General features: G+C 68.5%; 45 protein-coding genes. All 45 read right to left on the minus strand.

Features of this window, described 5'->3' with window-relative positions; translation table 11 throughout:
* Window positions 1–27: 27 nt before the first annotated feature.
* A complete protein-coding gene (locus tag VF289_RS01100; RefSeq protein WP_330880227.1) occupies window positions 28–3,342 on the minus strand; it encodes a phage tail tape measure protein in 3,315 nt (1,104 codons plus the stop codon).
* Window positions 3,343–3,351: 9 nt separating this feature from the next.
* On the minus strand, window positions 3,352–3,639 hold the full coding sequence (locus VF289_RS01105; protein ID WP_330880229.1) for a hypothetical protein: 288 nt from the start codon (window positions 3,637–3,639) through the stop codon (window positions 3,352–3,354).
* Window positions 3,640–3,683: 44 nt separating this feature from the next.
* Complete coding sequence (locus VF289_RS01110; RefSeq protein ID WP_330880231.1) at window positions 3,684–4,202, minus strand: hypothetical protein; 519 nt, start codon at window positions 4,200–4,202, stop codon at window positions 3,684–3,686.
* Window positions 4,203–4,289: 87 nt separating this feature from the next.
* The gene (locus VF289_RS01115; protein WP_330880233.1) at window positions 4,290–4,820 is read right to left on the minus strand and encodes a hypothetical protein; all 531 of its coding nucleotides are present in this window, start codon (window positions 4,818–4,820) and stop codon (window positions 4,290–4,292) included.
* Window positions 4,817–5,032 (minus strand): hypothetical protein, encoded by a 216-nt coding sequence (locus VF289_RS01120; RefSeq protein ID WP_330880235.1) that lies wholly within the window; start codon window positions 5,030–5,032, stop codon window positions 4,817–4,819. Before VF289_RS01120 ends, VF289_RS01115 begins: the two co-directional genes overlap by 4 nt.
* The gene (locus tag VF289_RS01125) at window positions 5,029–5,442 is read right to left on the minus strand and encodes a hypothetical protein (protein WP_330880237.1); all 414 of its coding nucleotides are present in this window, start codon (window positions 5,440–5,442) and stop codon (window positions 5,029–5,031) included. Before VF289_RS01125 ends, VF289_RS01120 begins: the two co-directional genes overlap by 4 nt.
* Complete coding sequence (locus VF289_RS01130) at window positions 5,439–5,762, minus strand: HK97-gp10 family putative phage morphogenesis protein (protein WP_330880239.1); 324 nt, start codon at window positions 5,760–5,762, stop codon at window positions 5,439–5,441. The genes VF289_RS01125 and VF289_RS01130 overlap by 4 nt, the downstream gene beginning before the upstream one ends.
* Window positions 5,763–5,773: 11 nt before the next feature.
* Window positions 5,774–6,148 (minus strand): DUF6093 family protein, encoded by a 375-nt coding sequence (locus VF289_RS01135; protein ID WP_330880241.1) that lies wholly within the window; start codon window positions 6,146–6,148, stop codon window positions 5,774–5,776.
* The gene (locus VF289_RS01140; protein ID WP_330880242.1) at window positions 6,132–6,569 is read right to left on the minus strand and encodes a hypothetical protein; all 438 of its coding nucleotides are present in this window, start codon (window positions 6,567–6,569) and stop codon (window positions 6,132–6,134) included. Before VF289_RS01140 ends, VF289_RS01135 begins: the two co-directional genes overlap by 17 nt.
* Window positions 6,570–6,585: 16 nt before the next feature.
* Entirely contained in the window at window positions 6,586–6,876 is a 291-nt protein-coding gene (locus VF289_RS01145; protein WP_330880244.1) for a hypothetical protein, read from the minus strand.
* Between the two features lie 3 nt (window positions 6,877–6,879).
* Window positions 6,880–7,839, minus strand: a complete 960-nt coding sequence (locus VF289_RS01150) for a phage major capsid protein (RefSeq protein WP_330880246.1) — start codon at window positions 7,837–7,839, stop codon at window positions 6,880–6,882.
* A 17-nt stretch (window positions 7,840–7,856) separates the two neighbouring features.
* Window positions 7,857–8,432: a hypothetical protein gene (locus VF289_RS01155; RefSeq protein WP_330880248.1), complete on the minus strand. Its 576-nt coding sequence runs from the start codon at window positions 8,430–8,432 to the stop codon at window positions 7,857–7,859.
* A 222-nt stretch (window positions 8,433–8,654) separates the two neighbouring features.
* Window positions 8,655–9,704, minus strand: coding sequence for a phage minor head protein (locus VF289_RS01160; RefSeq protein ID WP_330880250.1), 1,050 nt, complete (start codon window positions 9,702–9,704; stop codon window positions 8,655–8,657).
* Window positions 9,701–11,242: a phage portal protein gene (locus VF289_RS01165; RefSeq protein ID WP_330880252.1), complete on the minus strand. Its 1,542-nt coding sequence runs from the start codon at window positions 11,240–11,242 to the stop codon at window positions 9,701–9,703. Before VF289_RS01165 ends, VF289_RS01160 begins: the two co-directional genes overlap by 4 nt.
* An 11-nt stretch (window positions 11,243–11,253) precedes the next feature.
* A complete protein-coding gene (locus VF289_RS01170) occupies window positions 11,254–12,645 on the minus strand; it encodes a hypothetical protein (protein ID WP_330880254.1) in 1,392 nt (463 codons plus the stop codon).
* Between the two features lies 1 nt (window position 12,646).
* On the minus strand, window positions 12,647–13,261 hold the full coding sequence (locus tag VF289_RS01175) for a hypothetical protein (RefSeq protein ID WP_330880255.1): 615 nt from the start codon (window positions 13,259–13,261) through the stop codon (window positions 12,647–12,649).
* Complete coding sequence (locus VF289_RS01180) at window positions 13,233–13,778, minus strand: HNH endonuclease signature motif containing protein (RefSeq protein ID WP_330880257.1); 546 nt, start codon at window positions 13,776–13,778, stop codon at window positions 13,233–13,235. Before VF289_RS01180 ends, VF289_RS01175 begins: the two co-directional genes overlap by 29 nt.
* Window positions 13,779–14,234: 456 nt before the next feature.
* Window positions 14,235–14,918 carry a hypothetical protein gene (locus VF289_RS01185; protein ID WP_330880259.1) on the minus strand — a complete coding sequence of 228 codons (684 nt, stop codon included), beginning with the start codon at window positions 14,916–14,918 and terminating at the stop codon, window positions 14,235–14,237.
* Entirely contained in the window at window positions 14,915–15,259 is a 345-nt protein-coding gene (locus VF289_RS01190; RefSeq protein ID WP_330880262.1) for a hypothetical protein, read from the minus strand. The genes VF289_RS01185 and VF289_RS01190 overlap by 4 nt, the downstream gene beginning before the upstream one ends.
* Window positions 15,256–15,660 (minus strand): hypothetical protein, encoded by a 405-nt coding sequence (locus tag VF289_RS01195; protein ID WP_330880264.1) that lies wholly within the window; start codon window positions 15,658–15,660, stop codon window positions 15,256–15,258. Before VF289_RS01195 ends, VF289_RS01190 begins: the two co-directional genes overlap by 4 nt.
* Window positions 15,657–16,196, minus strand: coding sequence for a hypothetical protein (locus tag VF289_RS01200; RefSeq protein ID WP_330880266.1), 540 nt, complete (start codon window positions 16,194–16,196; stop codon window positions 15,657–15,659). The genes VF289_RS01195 and VF289_RS01200 overlap by 4 nt, the downstream gene beginning before the upstream one ends.
* Window positions 16,196–16,972 carry a hypothetical protein gene (locus VF289_RS01205; protein WP_330880267.1) on the minus strand — a complete coding sequence of 259 codons (777 nt, stop codon included), beginning with the start codon at window positions 16,970–16,972 and terminating at the stop codon, window positions 16,196–16,198. The genes VF289_RS01200 and VF289_RS01205 overlap by 1 nt, the downstream gene beginning before the upstream one ends.
* Before the next feature lie 13 nt (window positions 16,973–16,985).
* Window positions 16,986–17,357 carry a hypothetical protein gene (locus tag VF289_RS01210; protein ID WP_330880269.1) on the minus strand — a complete coding sequence of 124 codons (372 nt, stop codon included), beginning with the start codon at window positions 17,355–17,357 and terminating at the stop codon, window positions 16,986–16,988.
* Window positions 17,354–17,479 carry a hypothetical protein gene (locus tag VF289_RS01215; protein ID WP_330880271.1) on the minus strand — a complete coding sequence of 42 codons (126 nt, stop codon included), beginning with the start codon at window positions 17,477–17,479 and terminating at the stop codon, window positions 17,354–17,356. Before VF289_RS01215 ends, VF289_RS01210 begins: the two co-directional genes overlap by 4 nt.
* 77 nt (window positions 17,480–17,556) lie before the next feature.
* Window positions 17,557–17,793 (minus strand): hypothetical protein, encoded by a 237-nt coding sequence (locus VF289_RS01220; RefSeq protein WP_330880273.1) that lies wholly within the window; start codon window positions 17,791–17,793, stop codon window positions 17,557–17,559.
* A gap of 165 nt (window positions 17,794–17,958) precedes the next feature.
* Complete coding sequence (locus tag VF289_RS01225; protein WP_330880275.1) at window positions 17,959–18,522, minus strand: hypothetical protein; 564 nt, start codon at window positions 18,520–18,522, stop codon at window positions 17,959–17,961.
* A 2-nt stretch (window positions 18,523–18,524) separates the two neighbouring features.
* Window positions 18,525–18,818 carry a hypothetical protein gene (locus VF289_RS01230; RefSeq protein ID WP_330880277.1) on the minus strand — a complete coding sequence of 98 codons (294 nt, stop codon included), beginning with the start codon at window positions 18,816–18,818 and terminating at the stop codon, window positions 18,525–18,527.
* The gene (locus tag VF289_RS01235; RefSeq protein ID WP_330880279.1) at window positions 18,815–18,970 is read right to left on the minus strand and encodes a hypothetical protein; all 156 of its coding nucleotides are present in this window, start codon (window positions 18,968–18,970) and stop codon (window positions 18,815–18,817) included. The genes VF289_RS01230 and VF289_RS01235 overlap by 4 nt, the downstream gene beginning before the upstream one ends.
* A gap of 47 nt (window positions 18,971–19,017) precedes the next feature.
* Window positions 19,018–19,185: a hypothetical protein gene (locus VF289_RS01240; protein WP_330880281.1), complete on the minus strand. Its 168-nt coding sequence runs from the start codon at window positions 19,183–19,185 to the stop codon at window positions 19,018–19,020.
* On the minus strand, window positions 19,182–19,370 hold the full coding sequence (locus tag VF289_RS01245) for a hypothetical protein (protein ID WP_330880283.1): 189 nt from the start codon (window positions 19,368–19,370) through the stop codon (window positions 19,182–19,184). Before VF289_RS01245 ends, VF289_RS01240 begins: the two co-directional genes overlap by 4 nt.
* A complete protein-coding gene (locus VF289_RS01250; protein WP_330880285.1) occupies window positions 19,367–20,014 on the minus strand; it encodes a hypothetical protein in 648 nt (215 codons plus the stop codon). The genes VF289_RS01245 and VF289_RS01250 overlap by 4 nt, the downstream gene beginning before the upstream one ends.
* Window positions 20,011–20,391 (minus strand): hypothetical protein, encoded by a 381-nt coding sequence (locus tag VF289_RS01255; protein WP_330880287.1) that lies wholly within the window; start codon window positions 20,389–20,391, stop codon window positions 20,011–20,013. Before VF289_RS01255 ends, VF289_RS01250 begins: the two co-directional genes overlap by 4 nt.
* A complete protein-coding gene (locus VF289_RS01260; protein WP_330880289.1) occupies window positions 20,388–20,573 on the minus strand; it encodes a hypothetical protein in 186 nt (61 codons plus the stop codon). The genes VF289_RS01255 and VF289_RS01260 overlap by 4 nt, the downstream gene beginning before the upstream one ends.
* Window positions 20,570–20,941 (minus strand): hypothetical protein, encoded by a 372-nt coding sequence (locus VF289_RS01265; RefSeq protein ID WP_330880291.1) that lies wholly within the window; start codon window positions 20,939–20,941, stop codon window positions 20,570–20,572. Before VF289_RS01265 ends, VF289_RS01260 begins: the two co-directional genes overlap by 4 nt.
* A gap of 11 nt (window positions 20,942–20,952) precedes the next feature.
* A complete protein-coding gene (locus VF289_RS01270) occupies window positions 20,953–21,189 on the minus strand; it encodes a hypothetical protein (RefSeq protein WP_330880293.1) in 237 nt (78 codons plus the stop codon).
* A 100-nt stretch (window positions 21,190–21,289) separates the two neighbouring features.
* Complete coding sequence (locus VF289_RS01275) at window positions 21,290–21,967, minus strand: site-specific DNA-methyltransferase (RefSeq protein WP_330880295.1); 678 nt, start codon at window positions 21,965–21,967, stop codon at window positions 21,290–21,292.
* A 249-nt stretch (window positions 21,968–22,216) separates the two neighbouring features.
* Window positions 22,217–22,546 (minus strand): hypothetical protein, encoded by a 330-nt coding sequence (locus tag VF289_RS01280; RefSeq protein ID WP_330880297.1) that lies wholly within the window; start codon window positions 22,544–22,546, stop codon window positions 22,217–22,219.
* 182 nt (window positions 22,547–22,728) lie between these two features.
* Window positions 22,729–23,202 carry a single-stranded DNA-binding protein gene (locus VF289_RS01285; protein ID WP_330880299.1) on the minus strand — a complete coding sequence of 158 codons (474 nt, stop codon included), beginning with the start codon at window positions 23,200–23,202 and terminating at the stop codon, window positions 22,729–22,731.
* Complete coding sequence (locus VF289_RS01290) at window positions 23,195–23,548, minus strand: HNH endonuclease signature motif containing protein (protein WP_330880300.1); 354 nt, start codon at window positions 23,546–23,548, stop codon at window positions 23,195–23,197. Before VF289_RS01290 ends, VF289_RS01285 begins: the two co-directional genes overlap by 8 nt.
* Window positions 23,545–23,892, minus strand: coding sequence for a hypothetical protein (locus tag VF289_RS01295; RefSeq protein ID WP_330880302.1), 348 nt, complete (start codon window positions 23,890–23,892; stop codon window positions 23,545–23,547). Before VF289_RS01295 ends, VF289_RS01290 begins: the two co-directional genes overlap by 4 nt.
* Window positions 23,889–24,398 carry a hypothetical protein gene (locus tag VF289_RS01300; protein ID WP_330880304.1) on the minus strand — a complete coding sequence of 170 codons (510 nt, stop codon included), beginning with the start codon at window positions 24,396–24,398 and terminating at the stop codon, window positions 23,889–23,891. The genes VF289_RS01295 and VF289_RS01300 overlap by 4 nt, the downstream gene beginning before the upstream one ends.
* Window positions 24,395–24,928 (minus strand): hypothetical protein, encoded by a 534-nt coding sequence (locus VF289_RS01305; RefSeq protein ID WP_330880306.1) that lies wholly within the window; start codon window positions 24,926–24,928, stop codon window positions 24,395–24,397. The genes VF289_RS01300 and VF289_RS01305 overlap by 4 nt, the downstream gene beginning before the upstream one ends.
* Window positions 24,915–25,868, minus strand: coding sequence for an AAA family ATPase (locus tag VF289_RS01310; protein WP_330880309.1), 954 nt, complete (start codon window positions 25,866–25,868; stop codon window positions 24,915–24,917). Before VF289_RS01310 ends, VF289_RS01305 begins: the two co-directional genes overlap by 14 nt.
* Window positions 25,865–25,996 carry a hypothetical protein gene (locus tag VF289_RS01315; protein WP_330880311.1) on the minus strand — a complete coding sequence of 44 codons (132 nt, stop codon included), beginning with the start codon at window positions 25,994–25,996 and terminating at the stop codon, window positions 25,865–25,867. The genes VF289_RS01310 and VF289_RS01315 overlap by 4 nt, the downstream gene beginning before the upstream one ends.
* The gene (locus tag VF289_RS01320) at window positions 25,993–26,241 is read right to left on the minus strand and encodes a hypothetical protein (RefSeq protein ID WP_330880313.1); all 249 of its coding nucleotides are present in this window, start codon (window positions 26,239–26,241) and stop codon (window positions 25,993–25,995) included. The genes VF289_RS01315 and VF289_RS01320 overlap by 4 nt, the downstream gene beginning before the upstream one ends.
* Window positions 26,242–26,500 lie beyond the last annotated feature (259 nt).

The raw sequence follows: 26,500 nt of genomic DNA on the forward strand, positions 1-26,500 counted from the left end.
GAGCCCCTGGCGTACCGATGTACGTCGTCATCGTGCCCCCATCGCTCGAGATGCGGACGCGCCGCGCTGGTAGGTGGATGCCGCGACCCTGTCCGTCATCGCGATCGTGGCCTGGGAAGCGCCGGTACGGACCGCGTCCGCGAGCGCGCCGAGTGCGGCACCATCGAGGGTGAGGGTGGACGGCCCCGACGCACCGCCACCGAGTGATGCGGCGAGCTCCGACCGGGACGCGCCGGCGTTGATCGCTCGAAGCGTCGCGTCGTGCTGCTTGGAGGAGATGGGGTTGACGACCCATTCCCCGCCCGCGAGGGGCTGGTTCAGGGTCCCGCCCCCGGCGAGGCCGATACTGGTCGGCCATAGCACGTTGTCGACACCCCACGGCGCGGCAGGAGCAGGGACAGTCCCGTACCCCGAGCCGACTGTTCCGCCGCCAGCGAGGCCAGCACCGACCACGCCGCCTGTGGCGTTGCCGATACCTCGCACTCCTGCTCGGAGTGCCGAGACGGCCCCTGTTGCGACGACGTTGACGTACGCGGTGCGGGTGCGTGCCGCGGCGTTGATCGCTGCGTTCGCGCCGTACGTGTTCGCGTTCACGTCAATGGTGGAGGACCGGCCCCTCGCGGCGTGGTTCGCCTTCGACTCAGCATCGGAAGCGTTGCCGTTGATGGTGACGGTGCCGCGGCCGTTGTTGATCGCGGTGATCGCGGCGGAGAGCGCCTGGTCGGCGGGGACCTCGTTGCCGTCGATCGTGACCGTGCCGTCCGAGGAGTTGATGATCGCCATCAGTGTGTCGAGCACCTGGTCACCCGGCGTTGAGTTGCCGTTGATGGTGACCGTCCCGCCGGAGGCGGCGATCGTGTTCTCGAGGTTGACGACGTCCATCTGTGCGGGCTCGATATTCGCGCTCACACCGACCGTCGCCGTGGTCTCCGTGGTCTTGCCCTTGAACACGTCCACGGACTCCGCTGCAGGGGCAGTGTCGGCGTCGATCGGGATCTCTGCGACGCCACCCTCCCCAGCTTCCTGGATCCGAGCGATCAGGTCATCGACCTGCTGCTCACTGGGGCCAGTGTTCGCGGTGACGACGATCTCCGCGCCCTCGTCGACGAGTCCCATCACGTGATCGAGAGCGTCCTCGACCAGGACCGTGTCCCCGTTGATGTCCACGGTCCCGTTCGATTCGGACACTTCCTGGATGAGGGAGTTCAGGGCGTCCTCTGCGAGGAGGGTTTCGCCGTTGATCTCGATCGTCGCGTCAGCCCCACCGACATGCTCCACGAAGCGGTCCGTGTCGGCGATCATGGCGTTGATCGCGTCGTTGATCGCGGTCTGCAGCAGTGCCGGGCCGGTGAAGTCCGTGAAGCGTCGTTCCGCTTCGTCGAGTGCTCCGCCGACCTCGGTGCGGAGCATCTCTGCGGCACCGTCAGCGTTGTCGCTGAACGTCTCCATGTCGTCGGCTGCGCCCTGGATGGACAGGCCCAGGTCGACCATGTCCTGATCCCCGGTGAGGTACCCGAACGCTTCGACCGCGACACCGATCCCGTCGACGATCCCGTCGAGGGCTCCCGCTACGTCGCCCATCACTTCGATGGTCGATGCACCGAACTCGATAGCGGCGCGGGCCAGGTCGAAGAACCCGTAACCCATGTCCATCAGCCATCCGAGGATGGTGTTCGTGTTGGTCGACATCCAGCCGGACAGGTCCTCGAGCGGGGCCGAGAACGCGACCGACAGGCCACCGAGGACCGTGTCGATGCTCGTCTCGAAGGTACGCTTGGTCGACTCCCAGGCCGTGGCCGCGTTGGAGGACATGCGCTCCATCGCATCCGCTGCCGTGTCACCGACATTCACCCAGGACCCGCCGAGGGTGTCGAGGTCCATTGCGAGGACGCCGGCACCGTTGCCCATGTCCTCCCACATGGTGCCGAACAAGGCGACGCCGGCCGCGTTTCGGGCCATGGGGTCCTCGATCGAGCGGAGCCCGTCCAGGACCGTATCGAGCCCGTCCTTCGCAGTGTCACCACCCTCGGAGATCGCCTTGCCCATCTCGTCAGCATCGAGGCCAAGGTCCTTGAACGCCTGCCGGGTCGCTTCCGAGTCGTCCTGCGCTCGGATGGAGAACTCCTTCAGCGCATCCGCGGCCACATCCGAGTTCCGGGCGCCAGCATCCATCGCCTGCTCGATCAGGCCACCAGCCTCAGCACCGGACAGACCGATCGACTCGAACATGGCGGAGTACTCGCGGAGGGTGTCGAGCCAGTCCTCGGACCGGTTCAAGCCGTTCTGCTGCCCCGCGATGATGATGTCGAACGCTTCCGTCGCATCTGCGGCGAGACCGTTCTTGATCATGTTCCCAGCCGCCTCAGCAGCTTCCGTCACGTCCACGTCGAGGATGTCGGCGACGGCATTCAGCTGCTCGATGACAGTCTGGATCTCACGCCCCGTCGAATCGGGAAGGACGAGAGCGTTCTCGAGCGCGGACTGTGCCACGCCCATGTTCGCCTCGAGCGACTCACCCCACGCGTTCGAGTAGGCGAGGCTCGCCGCAGTCCCGAACTTCCGGGCCGTGGCCTCATCCAGCCCGGACGCGGCACCGAACACGTCCTCGGTCGCGATCGCGGCCTGAATGTCGTCCATCAGCTGCTTGCCGAGGTACGCGCCGACACCGACGAGGATCCCCGATACGGCACCCAGGATCGGGGTGCTGTTCAGGCCGTCGATGATCGCGTTCCCTGCGGCTTCGCCAGCCTCCGCACCAGCGGCGGCACCCTCGTCCCCGACGTCCTCGAAGACCTCTTCGGCCGCGCCGGCGTCGGCGGTGACGATCATCTCCGCCTTCGCGCCCTGCAGCGCTTTGAGCTTCGCTTCCGCCGAGTCGAGGTCCGAGCGGGCCTGATCGATGGACACATTCACCTCAGCCGAAGCCTCGAGGCGGTTCATCGACTCGATACGGTTCATGAGCCCCTCGAGCTGTGCCTCAGCACGCTCGGTGTCCGCAGTGACCTGCGGGGAGGGGTCCATCTTCTCGAGCTGCTCAAGCTCGGCCACGAGCCGCTCGATCTTCGCCTCAGAGTCCGCGACATCGGCACGGATGACGGGGTCGACGGGGTTCGCCTCAAGCTTCTCCAGCTCGGCGGTGAGCTTCCGGACCTCCGCCTCAGCGCCCGCGATGTCGACGTCGATCTTCGGGGTGACGTCCTTCTTCCCTGCGGAGTCGAGGGCCTGGTCGAGCTTGTCGACACTGGTGGCGGCCTTGTCCGTCTCCCGGGCGAGCCTGCCCAGGTTGGCCTGGGCGCCGTTGACGACGGCCTCGTAGATCGTGCGGACAGTCTGAGTCGCCACCCGTGCCCCCTATCGTCGTTGTGCGGATTTGGCTCGGGACGGGTCGAGCGTCACGGACGGGATCACCGCCCCCGCCTCCGGATGCCCCTCGAACTTCTTCATCCCGCGCAGGAGTGCAGCGGTGCGGTAGCAGGTGCGGGTCTCGAAGATCCACGCACGCTGAAAGTCGGGGTTCTGACAGACACGGTCCGGGTCATGCCCGCCACAGGCGGGGCAGGTTGCGAGCTGGTCTGTGCCGAGCGCCCAATCACGGTCATCGTCCGAGAGCGCATCCCATTCGGACATGGTCAGGTTCATGGCGCGCGCCGCCAGCGCTTCCTCCCGGAGGGAGGGGGAGTCCGTCAGGAGACGCGCAGCCGAGGGCCCCGATTCACGCGGCCGGTCTGGAGTCCGAGAGCGGTGTTGAACCATGCGAGCGTGTCGACAGGGTCGAGGCCGTTGTCGTCGTCGAGCCACGCCTCGACCTCGAGCGGCACATCACCGGAGCCGTGGTCGCGGGCGGCGACCGTCGCCTCCGTCAGGAACGGGAGAATGAACGTCTCTTCGTTGTAGCCGACCTTCTGATCGAACTCATCCCCTTCGCGCGGGGGATGGTCCTTGAGGAGGTTCCGGTACTTCGTGTTCGGAAGCGCGGTCACAGTGAGCGTGATCCGACCGGTCTCGATCGCTGCTTCGAGGGCGCTCATGGCGGTACGGATGTCGGCGAGGCGGGCATCATGCCGGCCAGCCTCGGCAGGCTTGGATCGGGCCTGCTCGCGGGTGAGGCGCTGCTCCTCATCAGTGAGGGCGCGCAGCTCGTCCTGCTCTTCGTTCTTCGCGTCCAGGGTGATCTGGACGGTGGCGGTACGGCGAGTGACCACGACATGCTCCTTCAAGGGGGATTCGGGGGATGGTGGGGGAGAGGTGACCAGCCCGGCGCCTCCCCCGAAGCGCCGGGCCAGTCGGTCTCAGACGCCGGAGAGGACGACGTTCGGCGCGTACACGGACCCGTTCAGGGTCGCCTCCGCCTTGATGTCCGCATCGGGGGACGTGGCGATGAGGTGCTTCAGCATCGCGACGGTCACGACCCACAGATCCACGACCGTCTCAGCGGTGGGGTCGTTGTCCTGGTCCCAGCCGTGCGCGACCGCGATCACGACCTCCCCACCCTCCGGGAGTGCCTCGTAGGCGAGGTTCACGGTCTCGGTGTCCGCGGCCTGCCGGTCGTGGACCACGGTCATGGTGCCGGCGATGGTGTGGCCGATGACGATCTCCTCGGCGACCTTCTGGCACATCCGCTGACGGGTGGTGGTGTTCGCGGTCCGGTCGATGGTGAAGTCGCCGAAGTCCATGTAGCAGTCCACCTTCACGCCACCCTGGAGGGTGGTGAGGGAGAAGGTCTCGGTGTCGGCGGTGATGGGAGTGGCATCGTCGTACTGCATCACCCAGACGGGCTGCATACCGGCGGCGTTCACTCCGGGGACGCGGGTCTTGCTCATGATTCCTCCTCGCCCGTAGCGGGCTCAGTCGTGAACCGTCCGTGATCGTCACGGGCGGGGGTGATCTGTTCTCGGGGTGTGGGGTCCAGCCATCGGCCGTGCTCATCGACGGCGGGATGGCCCTCGAGGACCTTGTGGCCGCGCCGGTTGGCGTGGTGTCGGGTGGTGGTGTAGTGGCCTTCCGGGCGGGAGGCACGGACAGGGCGGGTCATGTGGGGTCCTTCGTGATCGCGTCGAACTGGATCGAGAGCGAGACACGGACGGGATCCGTGCCAGGCTCCGGGGTGGGCTGTCCGCCCGTGAAGCCGCCCTCGCGGACCTGCCCGCCGCCCTTCCCGGACGCGACGAGGCGGGCACCCTGCAGGGCTTTGCGGCCCTTGCCGACTGCGGCGAGAGCGTCGAGGACGGTCGGGCCGATGAACACGACGAGCACGGAGTCGGTGCGCTGGTGTGGGCCCCCGGATGCACGGGACGCCATAGCGCCCGTGGTGGGCCACAGGACGGCGCACTGCACGACGGAACCGCCCTCGGTGGGCAGATCCTCGGCGGGTCCGAACTGGGTCGGCAGGGAGGCGTTCAGGACGTTCCTGACCTCGTTGTGCCAGGCGGTGAGAGTGCTCATCCGTCACCCCCGAGCTGCGACATGGCCTCGTGGAACATCGGCGTGTTCCGGTCGGTGGCGGGGCCCATGAACGGTTGCGGAGCCTGCCGACTAGTCCCGCCTTCGACGAACGGGGCGTAGGACGCCGTGGCGACCACCGCCGCAGTGAGACCGTTCCCTGTCACTACCGTGGTGATGCTGTTGCGGAGGTTGCCCGTGTCGACCGGGGCGAGCGCCTTCGCGTCCGCCTCCGTATCGAACGCGACCTTCCTGACGACAGCCGAAGCTCGAGGCACGAGCGAGTCCGCCAGACCCTCAAGCCGTGCCGCCTCACGCCGCATCGCATCCCCACTCACAGGGCACCACACGCCATACGGCACGCGGTCGGGATCGCCGCGGCCTCGACCGCCTGCACCCACACGTACTCCGGGACCCCCGGGCGTGGGCCGACGACCTTGACCCGGTCACCGACGTCCGGGACAGTCCCGTGAGGGACCGTCACCATCGCCGTGCGGGGGACGACCAGCTCACCGGACGCGGTGACGATCGGGGTACCGTGCGGGAGCGCCACACGAGCCGCCCCAGAGTAGACGGGATCCCACGTCGGGACCGTCGCCTGCTCCTCCTCATCCCAGTGCGTGCCGGCCTTCCGGTCGATCACGACCGCATCGAACATCAACGCGACCTGATCGGCGCGCATCTCCTCGAGCTCACCAGCGGTGATCATCCGGCGTCACCCCCTCATATGCGGAGCGGGGGATCGGGCCGAGCGCGGGGCCGAGGTCGATCACGTGCACGTCCCCGGACGGGAACGCGAGACCCCGGTAGTAGGCGGCGAGACCCCGGAAGTCCACCGCCGTGGAGCCCTCGGTCTTCGCGACCGACGAGCCCTCAGACGTGAACGACTGGACCCGCGCCACCTTCGACACGATCGCCTGCCCGGCCTTCTGCTCGAGGAGCAGCGCCGCCGCGTAGTACACGTTCCACGTCGGGACGTACCCCGGATCGACCGGCGCCCGGCCCTCGGCATCGACGACACGGGACATGTCCAGTGCCGCGTCGACAGCGCCGGGAGGGAGGGCGGGTGCGGTGCCCGGCTGCACAGCGCTCTCGAGCCACTCCGTGGCCTTGTTGCGGTCAGTGGTCACCACACCCACCACCCCCTCACTCGGCCTCGTGCTGCTCGACGAGAACCTTGATGTCGTCGCGCTTCGCGTCCTCCGGCACCTCGATGCCGAGGGACGCGGCGTACTCGGCCCACACTTCGCGGGACGCGTTGCCGCGCGGGACCCCATCCCCGGACCCCTGCGGGTCCTCGGGCTCCGGGGCACTCGGCGGCTCGGGCTTGGTGCCCTCGACGACCTCCCACCCCAGGTGCTCGAGCGCGGAGACGCTCGAGTGGCTGGGCCGGTTGACGACGAGGGTGACCCCGTTCTGCTCCACCTTGAGAGCCATGGGTCAGACCTCCGGGGTGGTCTCGGCGGCCGGGGTGATGACGCCGGCCGGGTAGCGGGTCGCCGCGTCCGAGTTGAGACGGGTCAGCGGGTTCGCGACCTGGAACCCGACCCGGAACACGACGCGCATGATCTGCGAGTCCTGCTGCGGGGCGTTGAAGATGACCTTCCCGTCCGCGTCGGTGATGACCGCCTGGTCGAGCATCTTGAACGTGATGTCCTGGCGGATGCCGACGACGAACTTCGACCAGTCAGCGGCGAGCAGGGACGCGGCCTCCGGGTCCCAGGCGCCGTTGGTGACCTCGTTCAGCGGGTACCCGTACAGCGAAGACGGGGTTCCCTGGGTCAGGGAAGGTGCGTAGATCGGCTGACCGTTGTCGTCCCGGAGGCCGACGAGTCGCCAGTTCAGGCCGGGAGCGGACGCGAACCCGTTCAGCGCGAACCCATCTGCGGCGATGAGGCCACCGAGTGCGGCGACGTCGGATGCGAAGTCACGACCGGTGCCATCGGCGACCGCGTTGCCGGCAGCGATCGCGCCGGGCACGATCGCGGTGGGCCACGACGCGGGCTTGTCGGTACCGAACAGAGCGGCCTGGTCGACCTTCTGCCCGATCGACTCGACCAGCAGGGGACGGACCTCGTTCCACAGGGGAACGTTCGCGTCATCGACGAGAGCGTCGGGGATGACCACGAGTGCGGCCAGCTCCTCGGCGGTCATCACGACGGAGTCCCAGGACGACTTGGTGGTCTGCTTGAGACCGGTGTCGCCGTTGACCCAGTACGCCTCGGGGAGGGTGCTGAGCACGGGCTGCTTCATCGACTTGGTCGACATGCGCACGTTGCGCGCACGCTGGAGGACCACGGACTGGCCGGGGACCTCCTGGATGATCTGGTTGGACTCAGCGACGGGGACGAGCCCGTCGCCAGCGTCGGTGCGAGTGATGACGTTGTTGTATCCGGCCACGATGTGGTTCCTTCCGGTCAGTTCTTGCGTGCTGCGTTGCGGATCCAGTCACCCTCGTGAGCGGACTGGCGTTCGGTCCCCGCGGCGGCATCACGCACGCCCTGGGCCTTCTGGGTTGCGACGGCGAACCTGGGGTTCGCGGTCACGTACTCGGCGATGTGGGCCTTCACGGCGTCACGGTCCGAGGGGTCGATGGTGCCGAGCGTGTTGGTGAACGCTCGGGAGTCGAGGAGGGCGTCGACGTCGGCGATGCCGTTGCCGGCGCGGAGGACGGCGAGCTCGGCATCCTTGGCCTTGAGGTCGGTCGCGAGCTGTGCGGGGTCGACCTCGTCGGTGCTGTCGGTCTTGAGGCCGAGAGCGGTCAGGACGGCGGTCAGCTTCGCGTCGTTCTCCTGGGCGAGGGTCTCGGCGGCTTGACGCTTGTCGCGCTCGGTCGCGAGGTCGGCGAGGACCGCGGACTTGGAGCCCTTGCCCTGGTCGTCCTGGGCGGCTTCCTGCGTGTTCTCCGTGGCTTCGGTGGAGGTCTGCTCCACCTCGGCCTCGGTCGCCTGCTCCTGGGCCTGCTGTGCATCCTGCGTGGTGGTGTCGGCCATCTCGGCTTCCTCCTCGGGGTAGTGGCCCGCATCGCGCGAGCCGTATGGTGGAACCCATGTGCGAGGAAGGCCCGCAATGGGTGGACTTGATGACGCCAACGACGGCCCCGGCGAATGCCCGGGCCACGATTGGGCGATGATCAGCGCCCATCTGGACGCGTGGGGACTGTGGCGGGACTACCGGTGCCGCCACTGCAGAGGGCTGCTCACAGCAACCCCAGATCAGGAAGAGCCAGACGGAGGCCTGCGCACCTGGTAGGACGGGCGCCAGTCGGCGTTGTCCCGCTTCACCGCCCACTTCGATACCGGGTAGTCCCCGGCCTTCCATGCGGTGTATCCGCGGGGTCCGAGCATGCGGCGCAGATCCTCCTCGGACATGTCCGCGAGAATGTCCTCCCGGGACTCGCCGGCAGGCTTCCGCTCCCGCATCCCGGAGAACCCGAGCTCGGCCCACGACTTCGTGACCGGGACCCGGCCGCACCGGCAGTTCGGGTGCCCTTCCGGGCCCGGCTGATCGGTGGGGAACCGTTCCCCGTGCATCGACAGGCACGCGGGGCAGAGCCGCTCGTCGGCGTGGCAGATCCACTCCCACCCCTCGAGGACGTCCGTGTTCCCGTCCTCGGTCGCCTTGCCGGCGGCACGGTGCGCGTCGATCTGCTCCGTCCTCGCGATGGTCATCGCCCGGGACAGGGACAGGTCCGACGCATCCTCGAGGGCGCGCACCATGCGGCGCGCGACCTGGCGGGGGTTCTCGCCGACCGCGACCCCGCGACGCAGCTCCTGCCGCATCACGCGTTCCACGTCGGCGGCGAGCGGCATCGACTGGGAGACGATCCGTTGCGTGGAACGCTCAACGATCGCGGCAATCTGGTCCGGGGACGCGGCGACCACGCTCGCTCGGAGCTCAGCACGGGCGACCCCGGTCAGCTGCGCGCCGATCATGTCCCGCGCCCCCACGGAAGCTGCCTGCACGTCCTGGGCGATGGTCATCGGGACGCGGGCGAGACTGCCAGCGAGTGCCTGCTGGATCGCTTCCTGGATCGCTGAGAGCGCGCGGGCGACCCTTTCGTTCCGGACCGCGAGGCCCGCGACCGAGCGGCCCTCCTCAGCGGCCTGCACCATCGCCGCCGCGATCGCCTCAGCCTCCCCGCGGGTCACGCGGAGGACATCAGCGAATGCGGCGACGAGGACCGCCTCGTGCTCGTCGAGGCCGGACGCGAGGAGACGATCCAGCTCCTCATCGATCGCGAGGACGTCCCGGTTGATCGTCACGTCGCCTCGAGCCTCCCAGCCTCAGCCTCAGGGAGGCGGAGCGACGTCGGGACCGCGCCGGTGAAGTCGACATCGAGACCAGCCTTCTCGGCCGCGTCCTCCGGGTCGACGCCGGCACGGATCAGCACGCCCATCGCGTCAGCGCGGGACTTCACGTCCGACGCATCCGAGAGGGCGGTTGTCGACTGGCCCTGCTCGTAAGCGACGCGTGCAGCACGCCCGACAGCCACCTCCTCACTAGACACCGCACCGAGGACCAGGTCGATGTCCTCCTGATCCCAACCCATGGCGCGGAGGTTCTCCCCGAGGGGGAACCCGAGACGGTCGCGGATCTCCGCGAGCGCCCACTGCTCGGTGTCGTCCGTCGGGGCGGGGTCGATGAACTCCGGGAGAGCATCGGGAACGCCGAGCATCCCCATCAGATCCCCGATGCGGCCACGGATCGCGCGCGTGTACGACCGGACGGTCGCGGTACGACGAGCGGCGAGGACACGAAGCGCGGCACCCGAGGGGATGTTCCCCAGATCCGGGACGACGTCGGAGACCGGCACACCGACGGTGTTCGCGATGTCGGAGTGCCAGTCGCGCTTCACCGAGAGGATGTTCTCCGATGCGGGCGGGTCGAGCTGCACCAGCTGGTTGCTCTCGCCCTCGAACGCATAGATGCTCTTCCGGGTCGGGTCCATCTTGAACTCGACCTGCTTCTGCCGGCCCGTGGTCGGGTCGAGCTCCTTCGCGGCGACATACCCGAGGAGGGCACGCAGAGGCGCAGCGTACTGCTCCGTGTTCACGACGACCGCATGCACGGCATGGTTCAGGCCGTCCTGCAGCGGGACCACATCACGGAGGATCGACCGGCCCCGACCGCCCTGCGTCTGCGGGTCGAACGGGACGTGGATCCACGGGACGCGCCCGAAGTCGTGAGGCTGGATCTCGGGCTCGCCGTCGTCGTCGTACGGGCCCCACGCGTTCTCCTGCTTCGCACCATCCCACGTGATGGGCTGGTCCTTGCCCACCCGGATCACGCCGAGCGTCGCCCAGCGTTCCAGACGGTCCGCGTAGTAGAGGTTCACGCGCCCGCGCCCGCCCGCATCGACCCAGATCTTCCAGGCGACCTCGATGGTCGACGGGTCCTCGGGGTCGACACGGAACCCTGCCTGATCGGCGCGGTGGTACCAGGGGCGGCGAGTGCCGTCCTTCCCGGGCCAGGCGAGGATGTACGCGTCACCGCACCGCCACGACTCCGACACGGCCAGGTCGATTACCATGTCGAGATCGGTGGTGTCCGCGAGGGTCTGTGCCTGCTTCGCGCCGGCACCGGACCATGCCTCGATCTGCACCAGGTCCGTGAAGTTCGAGCGGACGGTGTAGCAGGCGTTCGCGCGCGCGGCCTTGAGGATCCACGCGAACGAGTTCACGAACGCGGTCGACGCGTACGGGTACTTGTGCCGGCCTTCCTCATAGTCCCGGTACAGGTCGTAGTCGCCTGCACGGTCGATGTGGTCCTGCACTGCCTCGAGGACGTCAGCAACGGGCATTGCGGCTCCTCTCAGTGGATACGGGACGGGGCCCGGTAGTTCTTCGGGATCGCGTACGCGAGGGCGAGCGCGTCGGCACGGTCAGGGGAGTCGACGCCACGCTGGAGCATGTCGTCCTTCGATTCGATCTTGATCTGCCCGCGGGAGGTGTACTCGAACCGGATCTGGCCGAGCTGGGTCGCGAGCTCGTCATCGTTCGGGTCGATGTCGATGTCGCCCTGCTCGAACCGTTCACGCAAACCCCAGAACCATTCAGCGCGGGCGTTGGCGAACTTCCCCGTGTCGCGGGCGCCGGACCCGGCCTGCATGTCCTGCACCGGATACCCCTGCTCCTGCAGTTGGTCGACGACACCGCCACCGACGCCGACACCGTCGACGTTGATCGCGTCGGCGATGTGCGCTGCCTGCGCGTGGATCACCTGCCCGGTGGTCGCTGTGGTGGCCTGGCCCTGCCAGGTGTCGTGCACGCGGGCGTGGTCGCCGGCGCGGGCGATGATGACGGTCTGGTCTGTGCCGTACCGGGCGACGTCCACGCCGAGGGTCCGCTCACCGACCATCGGCAGCGTGCGCTGCTGGGCGGCGAGGATCCACTCCGGCCGGATCAGCGTGTTCTCCGACGCGTCAGGGAACTCGCCGAGCACCTTCGCCTTGTAGACGGGGGAGTCCTCACCCCAGCGCTTGCGTGCGTCCTCGACCCACTCGGTAGAGGGGAGGAGGGGCCGCATATAGTCCGGCACCCATTCACCGCTGAGGTTCGGGGTGTCGAACGAGCTGATCTGCAGCACTTCCCAGCCGGAGCCCGGCCCGCACACTGCCCCGAACTGGGTGTTCGGGTCGTCCGGGTTCCCGATCGCGAGGATCCGCGCATCATCGTTCGTGGTGATCGCCTCGACCGCGTCCCACAGCGGGGCGGGAATGCCGCACGCTTCGTCGAGGAGGACGAGAACATACCGTCGGTGGATGCCCTGGAAGCCGTGCGCGTCGTGGTCGGCGGGCTTGCGGCCCATGCCGACGAGGATGTCGCCGATCTTCCACTCGTCGTCGAGGGTGACGGTACCGTCGAGACCGCCCTTGCGGTGCTGCTTCCGGATCTCCTCCCACAGCACGGCGTGGACCTGCTTGTAGGTCGGTGCCGTACTGACGACGATCGCTTCACCCGGTGGGTGGGTGTCGATCCACCATGCCGCGAGAGCGCCAGCGGAGAACGACTTGCCGGCACCGTGGCAGGACTTCACCGCGGTGCGGCGGTTCTGGGTGACGGACTCGAAGATCGCCCGCTGCTTGGACCAGAGATGAACGCCGAGCTTGTCCGTCGCCCACATCGCCGGGTCGCGGAGGTACTTCGCCGACGGGGACGGCTCGAACAGCTTCGCGGCAGCTTCGGCCCAATCCAGGACCGTCACGTCACACCCCCGCAGTCAGTGCCCGCAACTCCTCGGGGACGATGGTCGACACCATCTCGGCCTGCCACTCGAGGAGGTCGAGACGTTCGAGGATCTTCCGGATGACCCCAGCGACGGCGGCACCCTGGTCTTCGGCGAGACGGACGCGACGCTCTTCGACGCCGGCACGGAGCGCGGCGGCGGCGTACTTCGCGAGACGGTCCTGCGCATCGGTCAGCATCCGGTACGCGACGTGGGGGACAGCCTCGGTGACGTCCTTGTCGAAGTAGCCACCTTCCGCGCCGGGCGTGGTCCCCTCCTCGTGGGAGGTCTGGGACCACGTCAGTTTCTCGGCCTCAGCCTCGGCGATGCGAGCGACCTCGGCACGCCAGTACCGGACCTCACCCGCAGTCCACTGCACCAGCTCGAGGAGCGCGTTCGCGGGGTCAATGTCGACAGGGGCGGCGAACAGGCGCATCTTCGCTGCCGCCTTCTCCTCCGCGACGCGCTGCGCGGCCTTCGCCTTCACTTGCGGGGCCGACGAGCCGTGCATCGGGCAGGTCGACCCGCCATCGATCGCCCAGCGCCCGCAGGGCTTGCCGGTCGACTTAGCCGTTGCGGAGCATCGCTGTGCCATGACGTGCTCCCTTCCCTGCCTTGTAGTGCGGCCTGTACTCGCGCTCACGGTCGTCTCTGCATGGCCTACACCGACGCGCGCCGCTCGTCTCGACGATGATGTTCTGGGGGACCCACTGGTGCTTCCCAGCTCGGCACACGCCTGAGGCGTTGGAAGCCGCGCCGCGGTTGACGTTCTCGACCTGGGCGACAGCCTCAAGGTGGTCGGGGCGGACGCACCCGGCGTTCCCGCACAGGTGATCGAGGACCAGGCCCTCGGGGATCTCGCCGTACGTCAGCTCGTACGCGACGCGATGAGCAACCGCCCATCCCGCGCCGCGCGGCCCGAGCCCGTACCGGCCGTAGCCGTTCCGCTGGCGGCTCCGAAGCCATTCCCAGCATCCGGCATCCATATGGACCTTCGAGCGGAACCTCTCCGGCCACGATGCGTAGACATCCAGCAGAGCGTCGGTGACTTCACTGGGCGCATCGAGAGCGGGGGCAATTCCCCGCTTCGGGTTCAGGGCGGTAGTCTGCATCGCAGCGCACCTCTCGCTTTCATCGAGTTGGTGGGTGAGCCCTCGGAGTCGGTGTTGGTAGCACCGCCCGGGGGCGTTTTCGTTCGGTCTTCCATGAGGTCGGCACGACGGGGTGCCTTCCATGGGGTATTGGTCCCCGCCTGCCCGTGCCGGTCGCGTCGGTACGGGGGCGGGGTGGGTGGGCTGTGCCCGTGGTGTGTGGCCCGGCAGGGGGTCGGGTTTCTCTCCGGTGGTCCCTGCCGGGCGTGCGCGGCCGGTTCGCCCTCTCGGGTGCTCTTCCGGTGCGCGGGTCGGGAGGCTGTCGTGTGCGCCGTGTGCCTCGACCGCCGATCGGGGTGCCGGGGGACACGCTCTCGGGAAGCGTCGTCGGTGCCCGGTCTTGGACATGAGAAAGGCCGCTCACCCGGTGATGGGTAGCGGCCTGGCTGTAGAGACACTGGTGCCTCAGTCGGAAGGTTACACGATGACGGGGACGGATGCGAGTACCGGGAAGCCGTAGTGTGCGCGGAGGTCCTGGACGCACCAGTACTTGCCCTCGGGGTCGCACCGGTAGTCGGGGTCGCGATGCTGCCGGCGGGCACGGTCCCGTTCGGCGTTGCGGTCCCGCTTGACGCGGTTCTCGATGCCGGGAGCGAACCGGTCCGCTTCGCGGAGGGTGAGCATCGTGTGGTCGGGGACGGCTGCGGCGTGGCGTTGGATCTCCTCCGCGTCCGCCATCGTCGGTACGTCGTCCTTTGGGGCGTTGCCGGTGAGGCGGGCGAGACGCCACCACAGGGCGGTGAGGTCTTGTTGCCACTCCTCGGCCCAGGGCGACTCGAGGATCCGCTGAGTCTGGTCCCAGTGCCAGCGCCAGCACTCCTCCCACGACCCGCGATGGGTGTCCTCGGTAATGGTCTCCCGCCACTCCCGGAGGACCTGGTCGGGGTGGGGGAGGTCGTCACCGTGGTCGGCGTCCGGCGCCCAGGGTCCGAGCATGGCGAGGGCGTCGCCGCCGGGGATCCGGTCGGTGGTGCCGCGGATGCCGGTGAGGTCCGGGCCGTGGCTGGTGATGGTGAGCATGACGTCGGTCAGCTGCCCGCGCCACTGGCGGATGTTCTCGAGGCGGTCTCGCATGGTGCCGATGAGTTCGAACGAGGTCATGCTTCCTCCCAGGGGGTGACGAGGTGGCGAGCGGAAAGGACCTCGCGAACGACGCCTTCGAGGCTGTCGGGGAGGATCCTGTGCCGCAGTTCGTTGGCGACAGCGGAGACCACCTTGTCGCTGAACTCCTCCTCGGCTTCGACGGGCACGAGAGCCGTCCAGCCCACGACTTCCCATGCGGCTCCGGTGGGAAGGTCGTGAGGGTCGGCGCTCACGAATTGGCCCGCGTGCTTCTGGAATGCGAAGTGCTCCTCGCGGATGAGTACGGTCCCCTCTGGCAGTGCTTCGGCCTGCTCGGCGGACTCGATCAGGCGGGGAACGTAGACGGTTCGGGTGCTCATAGGTCCCAGTCCTCTTCCTTGCTCGTGTAGGTGCCGTGCCGTGCTCGGGCGGCGGCGATGTCGTCTTCCATACCTCGCCAGTACCCACGGACCAGGCCGACGGGGTGGCCGGTGCCGCCGGGGTCGCACGCGCCGTAGTGCCGCTCCTCGGAGGCGCAGTCGTCGGCGTGGAAGCCGTACGTCTCGCCGCGGGGGCGGAGGGCTGCGACGGGCATCCCGCATCGGCACTGCCCGACGTCCGTGCATGGACCGAACTCTCGGCTGTGCGCCGGGCTGGTGCACTCGTCCGGTGGCACAGGCTCCGGCTCCGATCCCTGGACGGGGTTCTCGCGCCAGTCGTCGAGCACGGCCTGCGCGCGCGACTTGGCCTCCGGCGTCATGAGGTCTCGCCAATTGCTCACGGGGTCTCCTTCCGTCGTGCGAGCTCTGCCCGGATCTGCGCGATGCGGGCCTTCGCCTCACCCGGGGAGAGGGGCGTCGAGCACTTCCGGCAGTCATGCGCCCACTGATCCGGATGCGACCCGCACTCCTTCCCGACGGGGATCTTCCGGGCCGCACGCGCACGGACCCACGACGACACGTCCGACGGGCGGAGGAACCAACGCTCCGTCCGCGGTCCCTGGCGGACGAAGTACTCCCGTGCAGCCTCGAGCCCCTCACGGGGGAGGCCGGCGAGAGCCTGGTGCCAAAGCATCAGCCGGTCACGGTTCGCGTGGCGGACCTTGTCCTGCTGCTCGGTAGTGCCGGTGCGGGGCTGCCACTGCTCCACGAGGCGGGCGAGGATCAGCGACTCGACGTAGGCGGTGATCCACTCGCCGGTGACGGCGGTGCCCTGCCACTGGATCGCGGCGCGGGTTCCGTCAGGGGCGGTGACGATCTCGGTGGCGGGCTGGGCGATGGTGTCGAGGGCGGATCCGATCGGGGTGGGGTCGTTCATCAGGGTGCTCCCATCTGTTGCATGTCGAAGTGCGCTTGCACGAGCGAGTCGCGGGAAGCGACCTCGCGGTTCGGTCGTTGTTGACTGCCTCGGGGCGGTTCGGCGCGGCGGAGCCAGTTCCGGAACCGGGCGTCCCAGTCCTTGCCCGTCGCGCCCTTGTCGGTGGCCCAGTCCCGCATCGCCCCGGCTTCGGCGTCGCAGTCGACGCCACGCTGGGCAGCGAGGGCCCGGTGCTCCTCGGTCGGGGTCCAGTCGTCGGGGAGTGCGCGGGCGCGCTTGGGCGCCTCTCTCTCCGTAGGAGAGGGGGACGGGTCGGGACGGGACGGGACGGGGACCGTGGGACTTCCGTGGGACTTCCGTGGTGTCCCACGGTTTTCTCGTGGGACATCCGTGGGACTCTCGTGGGACTCGTCCTGACCAGCGAACTTGCCGCCCTTGTTGCGGCGCTGCTCGGCCTTACGCTCCCGTTCGATGCGGCGTCGCTCGTCGATCTCGGACTGCGTCGGCTGATACTCGGCCCACTTCACGAACTGGTAGCCGTCCTCCCCGTCGCGGTCATCGTGGTCCCACAGACCGGCGGCGACGAGCGCCTCGGCGTGCTCGATCTCGCCGCCGTGCTCCTCGATCACGTAGGCGGGGATCCACCCGTCGGTGCCGTCGCGGCTGGACCAGGCGGCCGTCATGACCCACAGGCCCATCGCCGCCGGGCGTGCCGTGCGGGGGATGCGCAGCACCTTCCGGGACGAGGGGAGTCGGTCGTCGACTTTCACCCACATGGGTGCCTCCTGTTCATTCGTCGTAGGTGGGGTGGTCGGCTCCGAGGAGCCATGCGAGATCGGCGACGGTCATCGCGACCCACTGCTGGGCCGGGTCCGCGGTGCCGCGGCGCTTGTGGACCACGACCCCGATCGCGGCGTCGTCGTTCCCTGCCTCGAGGTGGGCCTCACGGATCCAGCCGGGGAGGTCGAGGCGGGCGGTGTCCTTGAGCTCGAGGACGACACGCTCGCCTCGGTGGCGGATCCCGCCGATGTCGCCGCGGTCCTTCGCACCGGTCTTCACGCGGCGGTCGATCCGGTCGTCGAGGTGCTCGGCGAGCCAGTCAGCGATCTGGCGTTCGAAGCGGGCGCCGGCTGCGCGGGCGGAGGCGCGGGTGCGGCTCATGCGCGCTCTCCGAGGGTCATGGAGCGGATCTGTCGGGGGTCGAGTTGCTGGCCGTCGCGGATCGCGCGGTCGGCTTGGTCGCGGATGTTCTTGAGTCGGAGGGCGAGGCGGTCCTCGGTCACGGTGGTGTCCTTCCTGGGCATGAGAAAGCCCCGCCACCAGGACGGTGACGGGGCTGCGGAATGGGTGAGGTGCTGGTCTAGTCCAGGATGTCGACGTCGACCGACCAGCCTTCGAGCGGTTCCAAGCGGGTGTCGTCGATCCAGAGCGTCACCCAAGTTCTTTCCGTGAACGCCGCGTCGCCACCATGTCCCTGCTGTTCGTGAAGGTTGACGGCTCTGCGGATGTCCGTCAGGACACCGGTTGCGGTTCCTCCGGCTGTGCGGATCCTGATTCGGTGACCGACGTGTTCGGTGCCTAGCTGCTCGAGTCTCATGTCCTCATCCTTCCAGTGCGCGGGTGAGTGGTTCGATCAGCCGCGCGGTTAGGGCCTGTTCGACCGGGCGCACTAGTTCGTGCCATGCCCGGTGTAGGTCCCGTGCCGCGTGGTGGAGCGTGCGCGGGTCCATGACGTTCTGGTCGTCGCACTCGGCGCACCCGGTCACGCGTCACCGTCCAGGGCGCGGCGGATGTCCTGTAGGGCGATCTCGTAGCCGTTCGCGTAGTGGGCACTGATTGAGTCCATGCCCTCGGTGTCATCGGCGGGCCGGTCGAGCATGTCTCGCACGGCCTTGATCCGCGCTTCGGCAGACTTGGCGCGCTTCTGCCAGGTGTCCGACGTGGCGAGGGCGCGGAGGATCAGATCGCCGCGCTTCTCGCCGTCGGCCTCCGCCTCCTGCGTGCGCTTCCGGTGGATCGCAACAGCACGGCCCCGGATCGCGGACTGAGCCTCGGCACGGGCAGCGCGATGCTCCGCCCGGGCGAGTACCTCACGGTGGGTGCTGGACAGGAAGTCCTCGTCGGTGAGCCGGACCCAGGGACCGCGCTGGTGCAGGGACCACTGCTCTCGCTCGTTCCCGCCGTGGCCCTCGTAGACCGCGCCATCCAGGGCGGACACCCAGACGCCATGTCCGCACGGGGCCGCGTGCAGGTTGGGACGGGACCGCTCTACAGTCGCGTCGTCGGCCTCGGCCAGCTCGTCGTACTTGAAGCCGCGTTCGGCCATGGTCAGTCCTCCGTCTCGATGTCGGTGGCGCGGTAGGGGTTGCGCTCGGTGCCCTTCATGCCCTCTGACTGGTGGTAGGTCCAACAGTCCCCGTACCCCTCGTCCCATGCGTCTGCCTGTGCCTTGCGCACCTCTTCGGCCACGATGGTGAGGAGGGCGTCTGCGAGGGCCAGATACTCGCCTCGTCGCTCCGGGTGCTCGTCCTCCCATGCTCGCGGCCTGGCGTGGGTCTCGACCTCGTCGTGATGATGCGCGGTTCGTGCGATGCGCTCGGTCAGCGCGTCGGTGTCGGTCATCGCTTCTCCTTGATCCACTCGTCTCGGTCGTTCATGACGTAGCCGTGCTTCCCGGGGCAGCCCTTCATGCCGGGGAGGTGCATGGCGGGATGGCCCGGCCAGTCGTGGCAGATGCACCCACAGTCCGTCGGGCACTTCGGGCGGCTGCTCATCGCTTCTCCTCGTCTCGTCGGGCGGCAGTAGGGCTTGCCGTCGTCGTTCATCGTGCGTCCCTCCCCACGGCCCGGGCGGACGGATGACGCGTCCAGCCACGCCCGGTCAGGAACTCGGCCAGAGAGTCCCAGGTGGCGTCGCACGGGCCGTCTGTGGCGATGGTGTCGTCCCATCTGCTGATGTCTTCGGCCAGGGACTCGGTCTCGTCGTTCATGACTGCTCCTCGGGGTTGGTGGGGGTGAGGCCGACTTCGTGCAGGGCGTGCGCGAGAGCCTCGGCGTAGGTGGGGCGGGGGGCCGAGACCTGCCGGACCTCGGTCCCGTAGTGCGTGAGGGCGAGGCAGTACCAGAGGCCGTGATCGCCCTTGCGCACGTACGCCTTGAACGGGGACCGCTTCACGGCTGCTCCTCGGTGACGGCACGGACGCCGCGCCTGTGGAGTAGACGTGCGAGCTGCATGTCGTCCCGGGTGCCGTTGTGCTCGTCGGCCACAGCGAAGTCGCCCAGCACGTCCGCCAGCGCGACGACCTCCGGGTCCTCGGTGGGCTCGGTGAGCGCGGCGGTGAGGGCCACGCGCATGATGCGCGAGTTGATGGCCACGCCGTCATAGCGGTCTGCCACGTCGAGCGCCCGCTCGACCATCTCGTCGGTCACGGTGAGAGGGCGGGCGTTGCGCTTGTCGGCCTCGTCCCGCTGCCGTGCCGTCGTCGCCAGGACAGTGGCGAGACGGTCCCGCTCCTTCTCGGCGTCGATGGCGCGGGCCTTCCAGTCCTCGGCGGTGCGGGTGTAGGACCCGGCAGGAGCGGTCAGCGGGACCACGTCCACCAGATCCGACCAGTGCACGTTCCGCAGGGACGGGGTGGACCAGCGCTCGGTCGTCCCGTAGTCGGGGGACCAGATGCGCGGCTTCCCCGGCGTGCCGTCGTGCTCGGTTCGACCGTCGCTCCGGTGCCATGCCTGAACGGCGGGGGCGTCGATCCATTCGGGCGGGCCAGAGACGCGGCGCGCAACGGCACTCATCTGCTCGGAGAGTTGGCGGGTCATGATGTTGCTCCTTCGGGGGATCGGGTGGTGGGGTTGGCGAGCTCGGCGGAGACGGCCTTGAGCTCGACGTAGTCCTCGTGCCAGTCCGGCTCGACCGTGACGCGCACGGTCCCGGACACGTCTTCCTCGCTGTTCTCGTGCCAGGGGATGAGCGCACACTCGTCGGGGTCGAACCGTCCGACGTGGTGCGCGCGGACCGTGAAGCCGTCCTCGTAGGTGTCGTAGTGGTGCGGCACCCCGTCGATGACGTGGAAGCCGTAGTAGGCCCCGCAGTCGCAGTCGAAGACGGCGTGACAGATCGAGTCCGGGGCGGCGTGGCACTCGAGCTCCCCGTTCCCGGGGTACTGCAGGTCGTAGACGATGGTGTGGTCGCTCATGATTCGGGGTCTCCGTTCTCGACACGGGCACGGGACCGCGCCGCCAGATACGGCGACACGAACGAGGGACGGCACCAGGACGGGCAGAAGCGCCGGCCACAGTCCGGGCAGTCGTCCGGCTCATCCGGCGGCGTCAGAACCTCCGGATCCTGATAGGTCGCGAGATCGGGCAGAGGGGTCATGACATCGCCTCCAAGGCGTCGAAGATGGTTGTCGGGTCCGCGATCCACGCATCGACCTGTGCCACGGACCAGCCAGCACGGAGCGCACGCTCCCGGCACTGGTCGAGATCGGCCCCATCACGGAGCGCATGCGACAGGTGATTGCGGGTCAGGTCCATGCCGATGCAGATCGCGTCGGTCATGAGGTGGTGGTTCTGAGAGCCGTCGTACCGGCCAGGGAAGACGTGCCCGCAAGCGGGGCAGGACTCGCCAGGGATCAACTGCCCATGCCGGTAGCGGTACCGGTACGCGACCAGCGGGCCCCCAGCCTCGGCAGTGGCGACGGCTGCTTCACGGTCCTGCCGTGCCAGCTCGTCGAAGATCGTCACCTGTCCGTCCATCACTCGGCCCTCCGCGCCCAGGCGATCCGTTCCGCCTCACGGGCGTACCGGTGCTGACGCCGGAACAGGGCGCGTGCCGCGGCGCTCGCAGTCCACCCGAGACGGGCGATCGCAGACTCCAGGGCTTCGCCTCCCTCGACGAGGAACTCCAGCTCGTCGATCCTGGCGTCGGTGCGTGCTCGGTTGCTGGCCTGCGCGGCCCGGGTTGCGGCCTGCTGCGCGGCGCTCCTGTTCATGTCGTTCTCCTGTCGGTGAATCCCGCGAGGTGCGGGAGGCGCGGGAAATGCCCGACCGGACGAGTGCAGGGGTACAGCCCGAACACGAGGTGCGGACACATCACGCGATACCTCCGAGGTCCAGCACGCCCTGATCGAGACGCTTTGCGATGAGCTCGCAGTACGCCTCGTCGAGCTCCACTCCGACCGCCTTTCGGCCGAGAAGCTTCGCCGCGACGAGAGTGGATCCGGAACCGGCGAACGGATCCGCGATCACCCCGGGTGGGCACTTCGCGATCAGGTCCCGCATGAGCGGGATCGGTTTCTGGTGCGGATGGACACGGCCACCTCGGGACATGGACTGCACTGGGGCGTACGTGAGCACGTCCGTGGTCCGCTTTCCGGCGAACCCCTGCCCGAGCACGTAGACCTCCTGGTGTGAGGGCTTCCACGGGATTGACAGGTCACCCATCCCGAGCGCCCCCTTTGTGTCCCACACGAGCAGAGCGCGAGTGTCGAACGGGCGGGGGATCCGCCAGGTTCCGAACACGAGGGCGGGCCGCTCGTCCCAAAGGTTGAGTGCGAGCTCGCGCATTTCCGTGGTCTCGTCGCCGAGGATCGACGCCGCTAGGTTCTCTCGGCGTGAGCCCGAGTTGTAGCTGATCCCGTAGGGAGGGTCCGTCACGAGCACGTCAGCGTTGAGCCATTCGCGGTGCGCGTCGGCCCCGCCACCGGGCTCGTCCCTGATCCCGTCACCGTGCAGGAGGAGGACGTTCTCGTCCTGGTAGTAGATGCTCATCGGTCAGCCTTCCGGAGCAGGTAATCGAGTGCGTGCCGGTTGCACGCGAAGGTGAGTCCGCAGATCGCGGCGAATGTCTTGGATTGATCGGTGCACATCACGCCGACCTCATCTCTGAGACGAGACGGGCGAGACGCTCATGCGGCGCATGCTGCGAAGCGCGACGCCCCGCCTCGAGCGTCGAGATCACGTGATCCATACACACGCCATGCAGGTACACGGCCCGGGTGCAGGCGTAGTGGGAGCAGCTCATGCCGCCCTCCTGATGGAGCGGGTACGGATCCCCGACACATCCACGACCAGCCCCGTCGGACCGTGCTTCCTGGCCGGCATCGCGTGCGCCTCCGCCGGGGTCAGGCCGAGGTCCCGCATGATCGCGGTGACCGAGCAGCGGCCCGACGACTCCGTGATGCCGTAACTGTCGGGATCGTTCGGTGACGCGGCAGAGACGAGGAGGAGCAGGTTCTCTGGATCCCAGGCGAGGGTCACGGCTTTCGGGTCGCCGAGGGTGCGGCGCGCCGTGGTGTTGAGCGCGAGGTATGTCTGCCGGTTCTGTTGGGCGTGGCCGATGGTGATCATCGGGAGGGTTGAGCCTGCGCGGCGGGACGGCTTGGACAGTGGGGTGAATGACATGGGGGTTCCTTTCGGTGGGGGAGCGCCGCGGCTGACGTCTCGAACGTCGCGTTGCCAGTGCCGGGCGGCATGAGAAAGGCCCCGCCATGTGGCGAGGCCTCGGTCATGCGTTACTTCTTGTCAGATCATCAGAAGGGCGGGTCGTCGTACCCGCCACCCTGCGGTGCACCACCCTGCGGAGCGTTGCCGTACCCGCCCTGCGGTGCGCCCTGGGCCTGGCCGTAGCCACCACCCTGCGGGGCACCACCGCCCTGGCGACGCTGCTCCTTCGGCGGCTTCACCTTCAGCCCCGTCGCGTTCACCTTCACCGACAGGAACTCGTTCCCATCACGGGTCGTGAACTTGTCGACGCCCTCGACCGTGCCCGTCACGATCACCTGCGACCCCTTCTCCGGGTGCAGGGCGGCAAGGAGGTCGTGGTGCTCGCGCCAGAACGTGCACTCGTACTGCGTCTTCGTGATCTCCTCCCATCCACCGCCGTCGAGTGGGCGGGAGCGTCCGGCGAGGACCGCCAGGTTCCCCACGCTGGTGCCGTTCTGGGTGGCGGAGTAGCGGGGATCCCACGGGACCCCGCCCTCGATCGTGACGACTGCATCAGGCATGCGTGTTCTCCTTCTGGGGATGAGCGAGCCCGTCCGGCGAGAGCCAGACGGGCAGGTGGTTGATGATGATCGGGACCGACTCGGGATGGTCGGTCCACTTCGAGACGAGCCAGCCGTCGCGGAGCGCAACGGTCCGGTGTGTCTCGATCCAGTGGTGGCAGTCCTGACAGACGCACACGAGGTTGGCGGGGGAGTTAATCAGCGGATCCCGTGTCCCGCCCATGCCGCGAGGCTTGCGGTGGTGGATCTGCTGATACTCCCGGCGGCAGCGGCGGCACTGGTCGCCGTCGCGGGCCCGGACCAGGTCGACAGTCGCCCGGTCCGGGCCGGTCTTGCGGCGGGTCACGTCGTCTGGCCCGTCGCTTCTGCCGCGAACTGGGAACGCATCGCGGCCCCCAGACTCCTGCCGATCTCCAAGCGGTCCCGCAGGACGCGGATCCGTTCACGAGAGGCGCGATGGAGCTGGTCGGCGACCTCCGCCTCGAGCCTCAGCGACTCGACCGCGAGGACCGCCGCCTGCTCCCGGTCCTTGATCGACCCCTCACCGTTCACGTACGCGGTCGCGTACGCCTTCCGGTGCTCCGACCAGGCGATGACAGCGGCATGGTCGAGACGCTCGATCTTGCGGGACAGCTCGTCGAGCTCGCGGCCGATCCTCGACAGCTCGAGGACGATGTCCGTCGTGCTCACGGTTGCGCCTCCTGCGCCGCCTTGACGGCCTCCTTCGCGGCGTGGAACTCGGAGGCGAGGACTTCGGCCCACCGGTCGTCCGCGGGGTTGTTCGGCACGAACCCGACACCGGACCATGCCGCACCGTCATGGACGAACAGTGCACCCGCGCCCATCCAGTTCTCTCCCCACAGCAGGTCAGGTCGGCCCGGCACTGTCTCGTGTTTCGCACGGATCGAGAACTCGGGGGCGATGGGGTTGGACTTGTACGGGCGACGCTCGCCGCTCCGTCCCGGCTTCTTCCACTGGCCGGGCGCGGCCTCTACCTGCTCCCGGGTCATGCGGAGCCCGATGAACGATGACCCTCCGCTACCACGGTTGATCCATCCGTTGCCGGGGTCCCCCGTCCACTTCTCGCAGAGGGCGGCGACCTTCTTACGGAACTCGGCCTCGTGTTCGGCATTCCGCTCGATCGCGGCGATGACCTCCGGGTCGGTGGACCTGGCGTACTGCGGGAAGCCGCTCATGCGTCGGCCCTCTGCGCGTCGAGCATCGGCAGGCCCGTGTCCGCGAGAAGCTCACGGAGCGCACCCGACCGGATCGCATCAGCGACCACGTCCTTGCCATCGTTCTTCGCATCCCAGCGGAGCGACTGGTACGGAGCGCCGGCGGGCACGTCCACGATGCCGGGAATGATCTCCCCGTCCCGCGTGATCCCACCGTCGTCCGTCACGTCCACGATCGACGCGAGGATCTCCTTCGCCGCCCACGGCTTGAGCCGGGTCACGGTCTCGACCATGTCCGGGTGAGCGTCCTCGATCGTGCCGATGACCGCGTCCTCGTCGAGGATCTTCGGACCACCCGCACGCTGAGCGAGAGTCACCGCGGCGACCTTCTCCCCGTCGAAGGTGACGTTCCACGACTTCGCGCCACTGTCTTCCGCCGACGCTTCGAGCGCCTCGAGGTGCTCCGCCTTCTCGGCCTTCATCGCGTCGGCGACGATGTCCGCGATCAGCTTGAGCGCGGCGTACCGCAGGTTGATGTCACGCAGCAGCATGGGTCTCCTCCTTCATCGCTTCGATCAGGTCCCGGATGGCCTGATCGTCCGTACTGGTCTTGAGCTGGTCCCCGCCCGTCATGGCAGAGAACCGCTCCACAGCGGCGAGCATCCGGGCGTTGTCGCCACCCAGCGCGATCCGCAGGTCATCCCGGGCCCGGTCGGCGGGGGACTGGTCCGTGGTCGACTCCGCCCCCCGCACCTCCCGATGCTTCGCCGGCGCAGTCTCGGTCTCCCCGAGCCCCAGCCGCCTCCACAGCCCATCGACCGTGAAGCCCGGCATGTCGGTCGGCTGGCTGATCTGCCACACCATCGAGCGGAGCCCATCGATCCGGGCCCGGCCCCGCTCCGGCATCAGCACGACCCCGTCGACCTCGTACGGCAGGTTCTTCTCCGTCTGGATCTTGAGGTCCTTCTCCTTCGTCGGCTGGCCCCGGTCATCCATGGCCGTGACCACGTCGAGTCGGGCCGTCATCAGGACCGGGCCGTCGTGCTGCTGGATCGTGGTGACGACAGCTGCGTGACGCTCCTTCGCCCTGTTCCACAGGTCCATGTCGATACGGGCCTCGTCCGGGTTGCCCTTGTTCTTCCGACGCGCACGAGCGGACGCTTCCGCCTGCGCCTCGTCCTTGAGCAGGTCCCAGAGACGGGTCATCGAATCAACGACGAGCAGGGACGGGCCCTGCGCGTTGATCGCCGCGAGGGCCTGGCCGATGCCGCGCCACGAGCCGTCATGCTCGACGATCTCGAATGATGCGCCGGGGATCGCGCCGTACATATCAGGGTCGGGCTCACCGATCCCGAGCCAGTAGGTGCGGTCGACGAGCTCGGACGCGGAAGCCTCGGCGCACGCGTACGTCTTGCCTGCCTTCGACGCTCCGGCGATGAGCAGGTGCGGCCACGGGGGCTTGCCCGTGGGCTGACGGGTCTTGAGGTTCACGGTTCAACTCCGATCATGGTCATGAGGTCTTCGGCTCCGTGCCGGGTGAGGAGCCGCCGCACCGCGGCCGCGTCCTCCTCCCGCACCTGGACGTCACGCAGGAACTCCTGCCGCTGCTCCGTCCTCACGCCGCCACCGCCGCAAGGGTCACGGTCACGAGGTGCAGCACGACACCGTCCTGGACGACGTCGGCGTGATGGTGGTCGGACCCGCCCACCCGCTTCGTCTCCCACGTGACGCCCGACAGCGGGGCCCCGTAGATGTGGAGGCGGACACTGTCCTTCGCGACATCGAGACCGAGCACGTCCTCCTCAGCGATGCCGCGCCCGGTCAGGAATGCTTCAGCGGCGGCGGTCTTCTTCGTGTAGTTCACGACTTCCTCTCCAATGCTTCTCTTCGTGCGGCGCGCGCTCTCGCGATCACGCCTTCCTTGTCGGTCTTGTTCACGGCCCCAGTCGCGTCACTGCCTGTCGGATCCGCGTACGTTCTGCCAGTGCGCCGCTCACGGCGGAGCAGGACCGGGGCGAGCGGGTTGTTGGAGTCAGGGGTGCGAGTCACTTCCACCCCCACGCCGACGGGAGCAGGAGCACACACGCCGCCCCAGCGCCCAACACCACGACCAGACCGACCAC

Source organism: Brachybacterium sp. (assembly GCF_036379615.1).
Lineage (GTDB): Bacteria > Actinomycetota > Actinomycetes > Actinomycetales > Dermabacteraceae > Brachybacterium.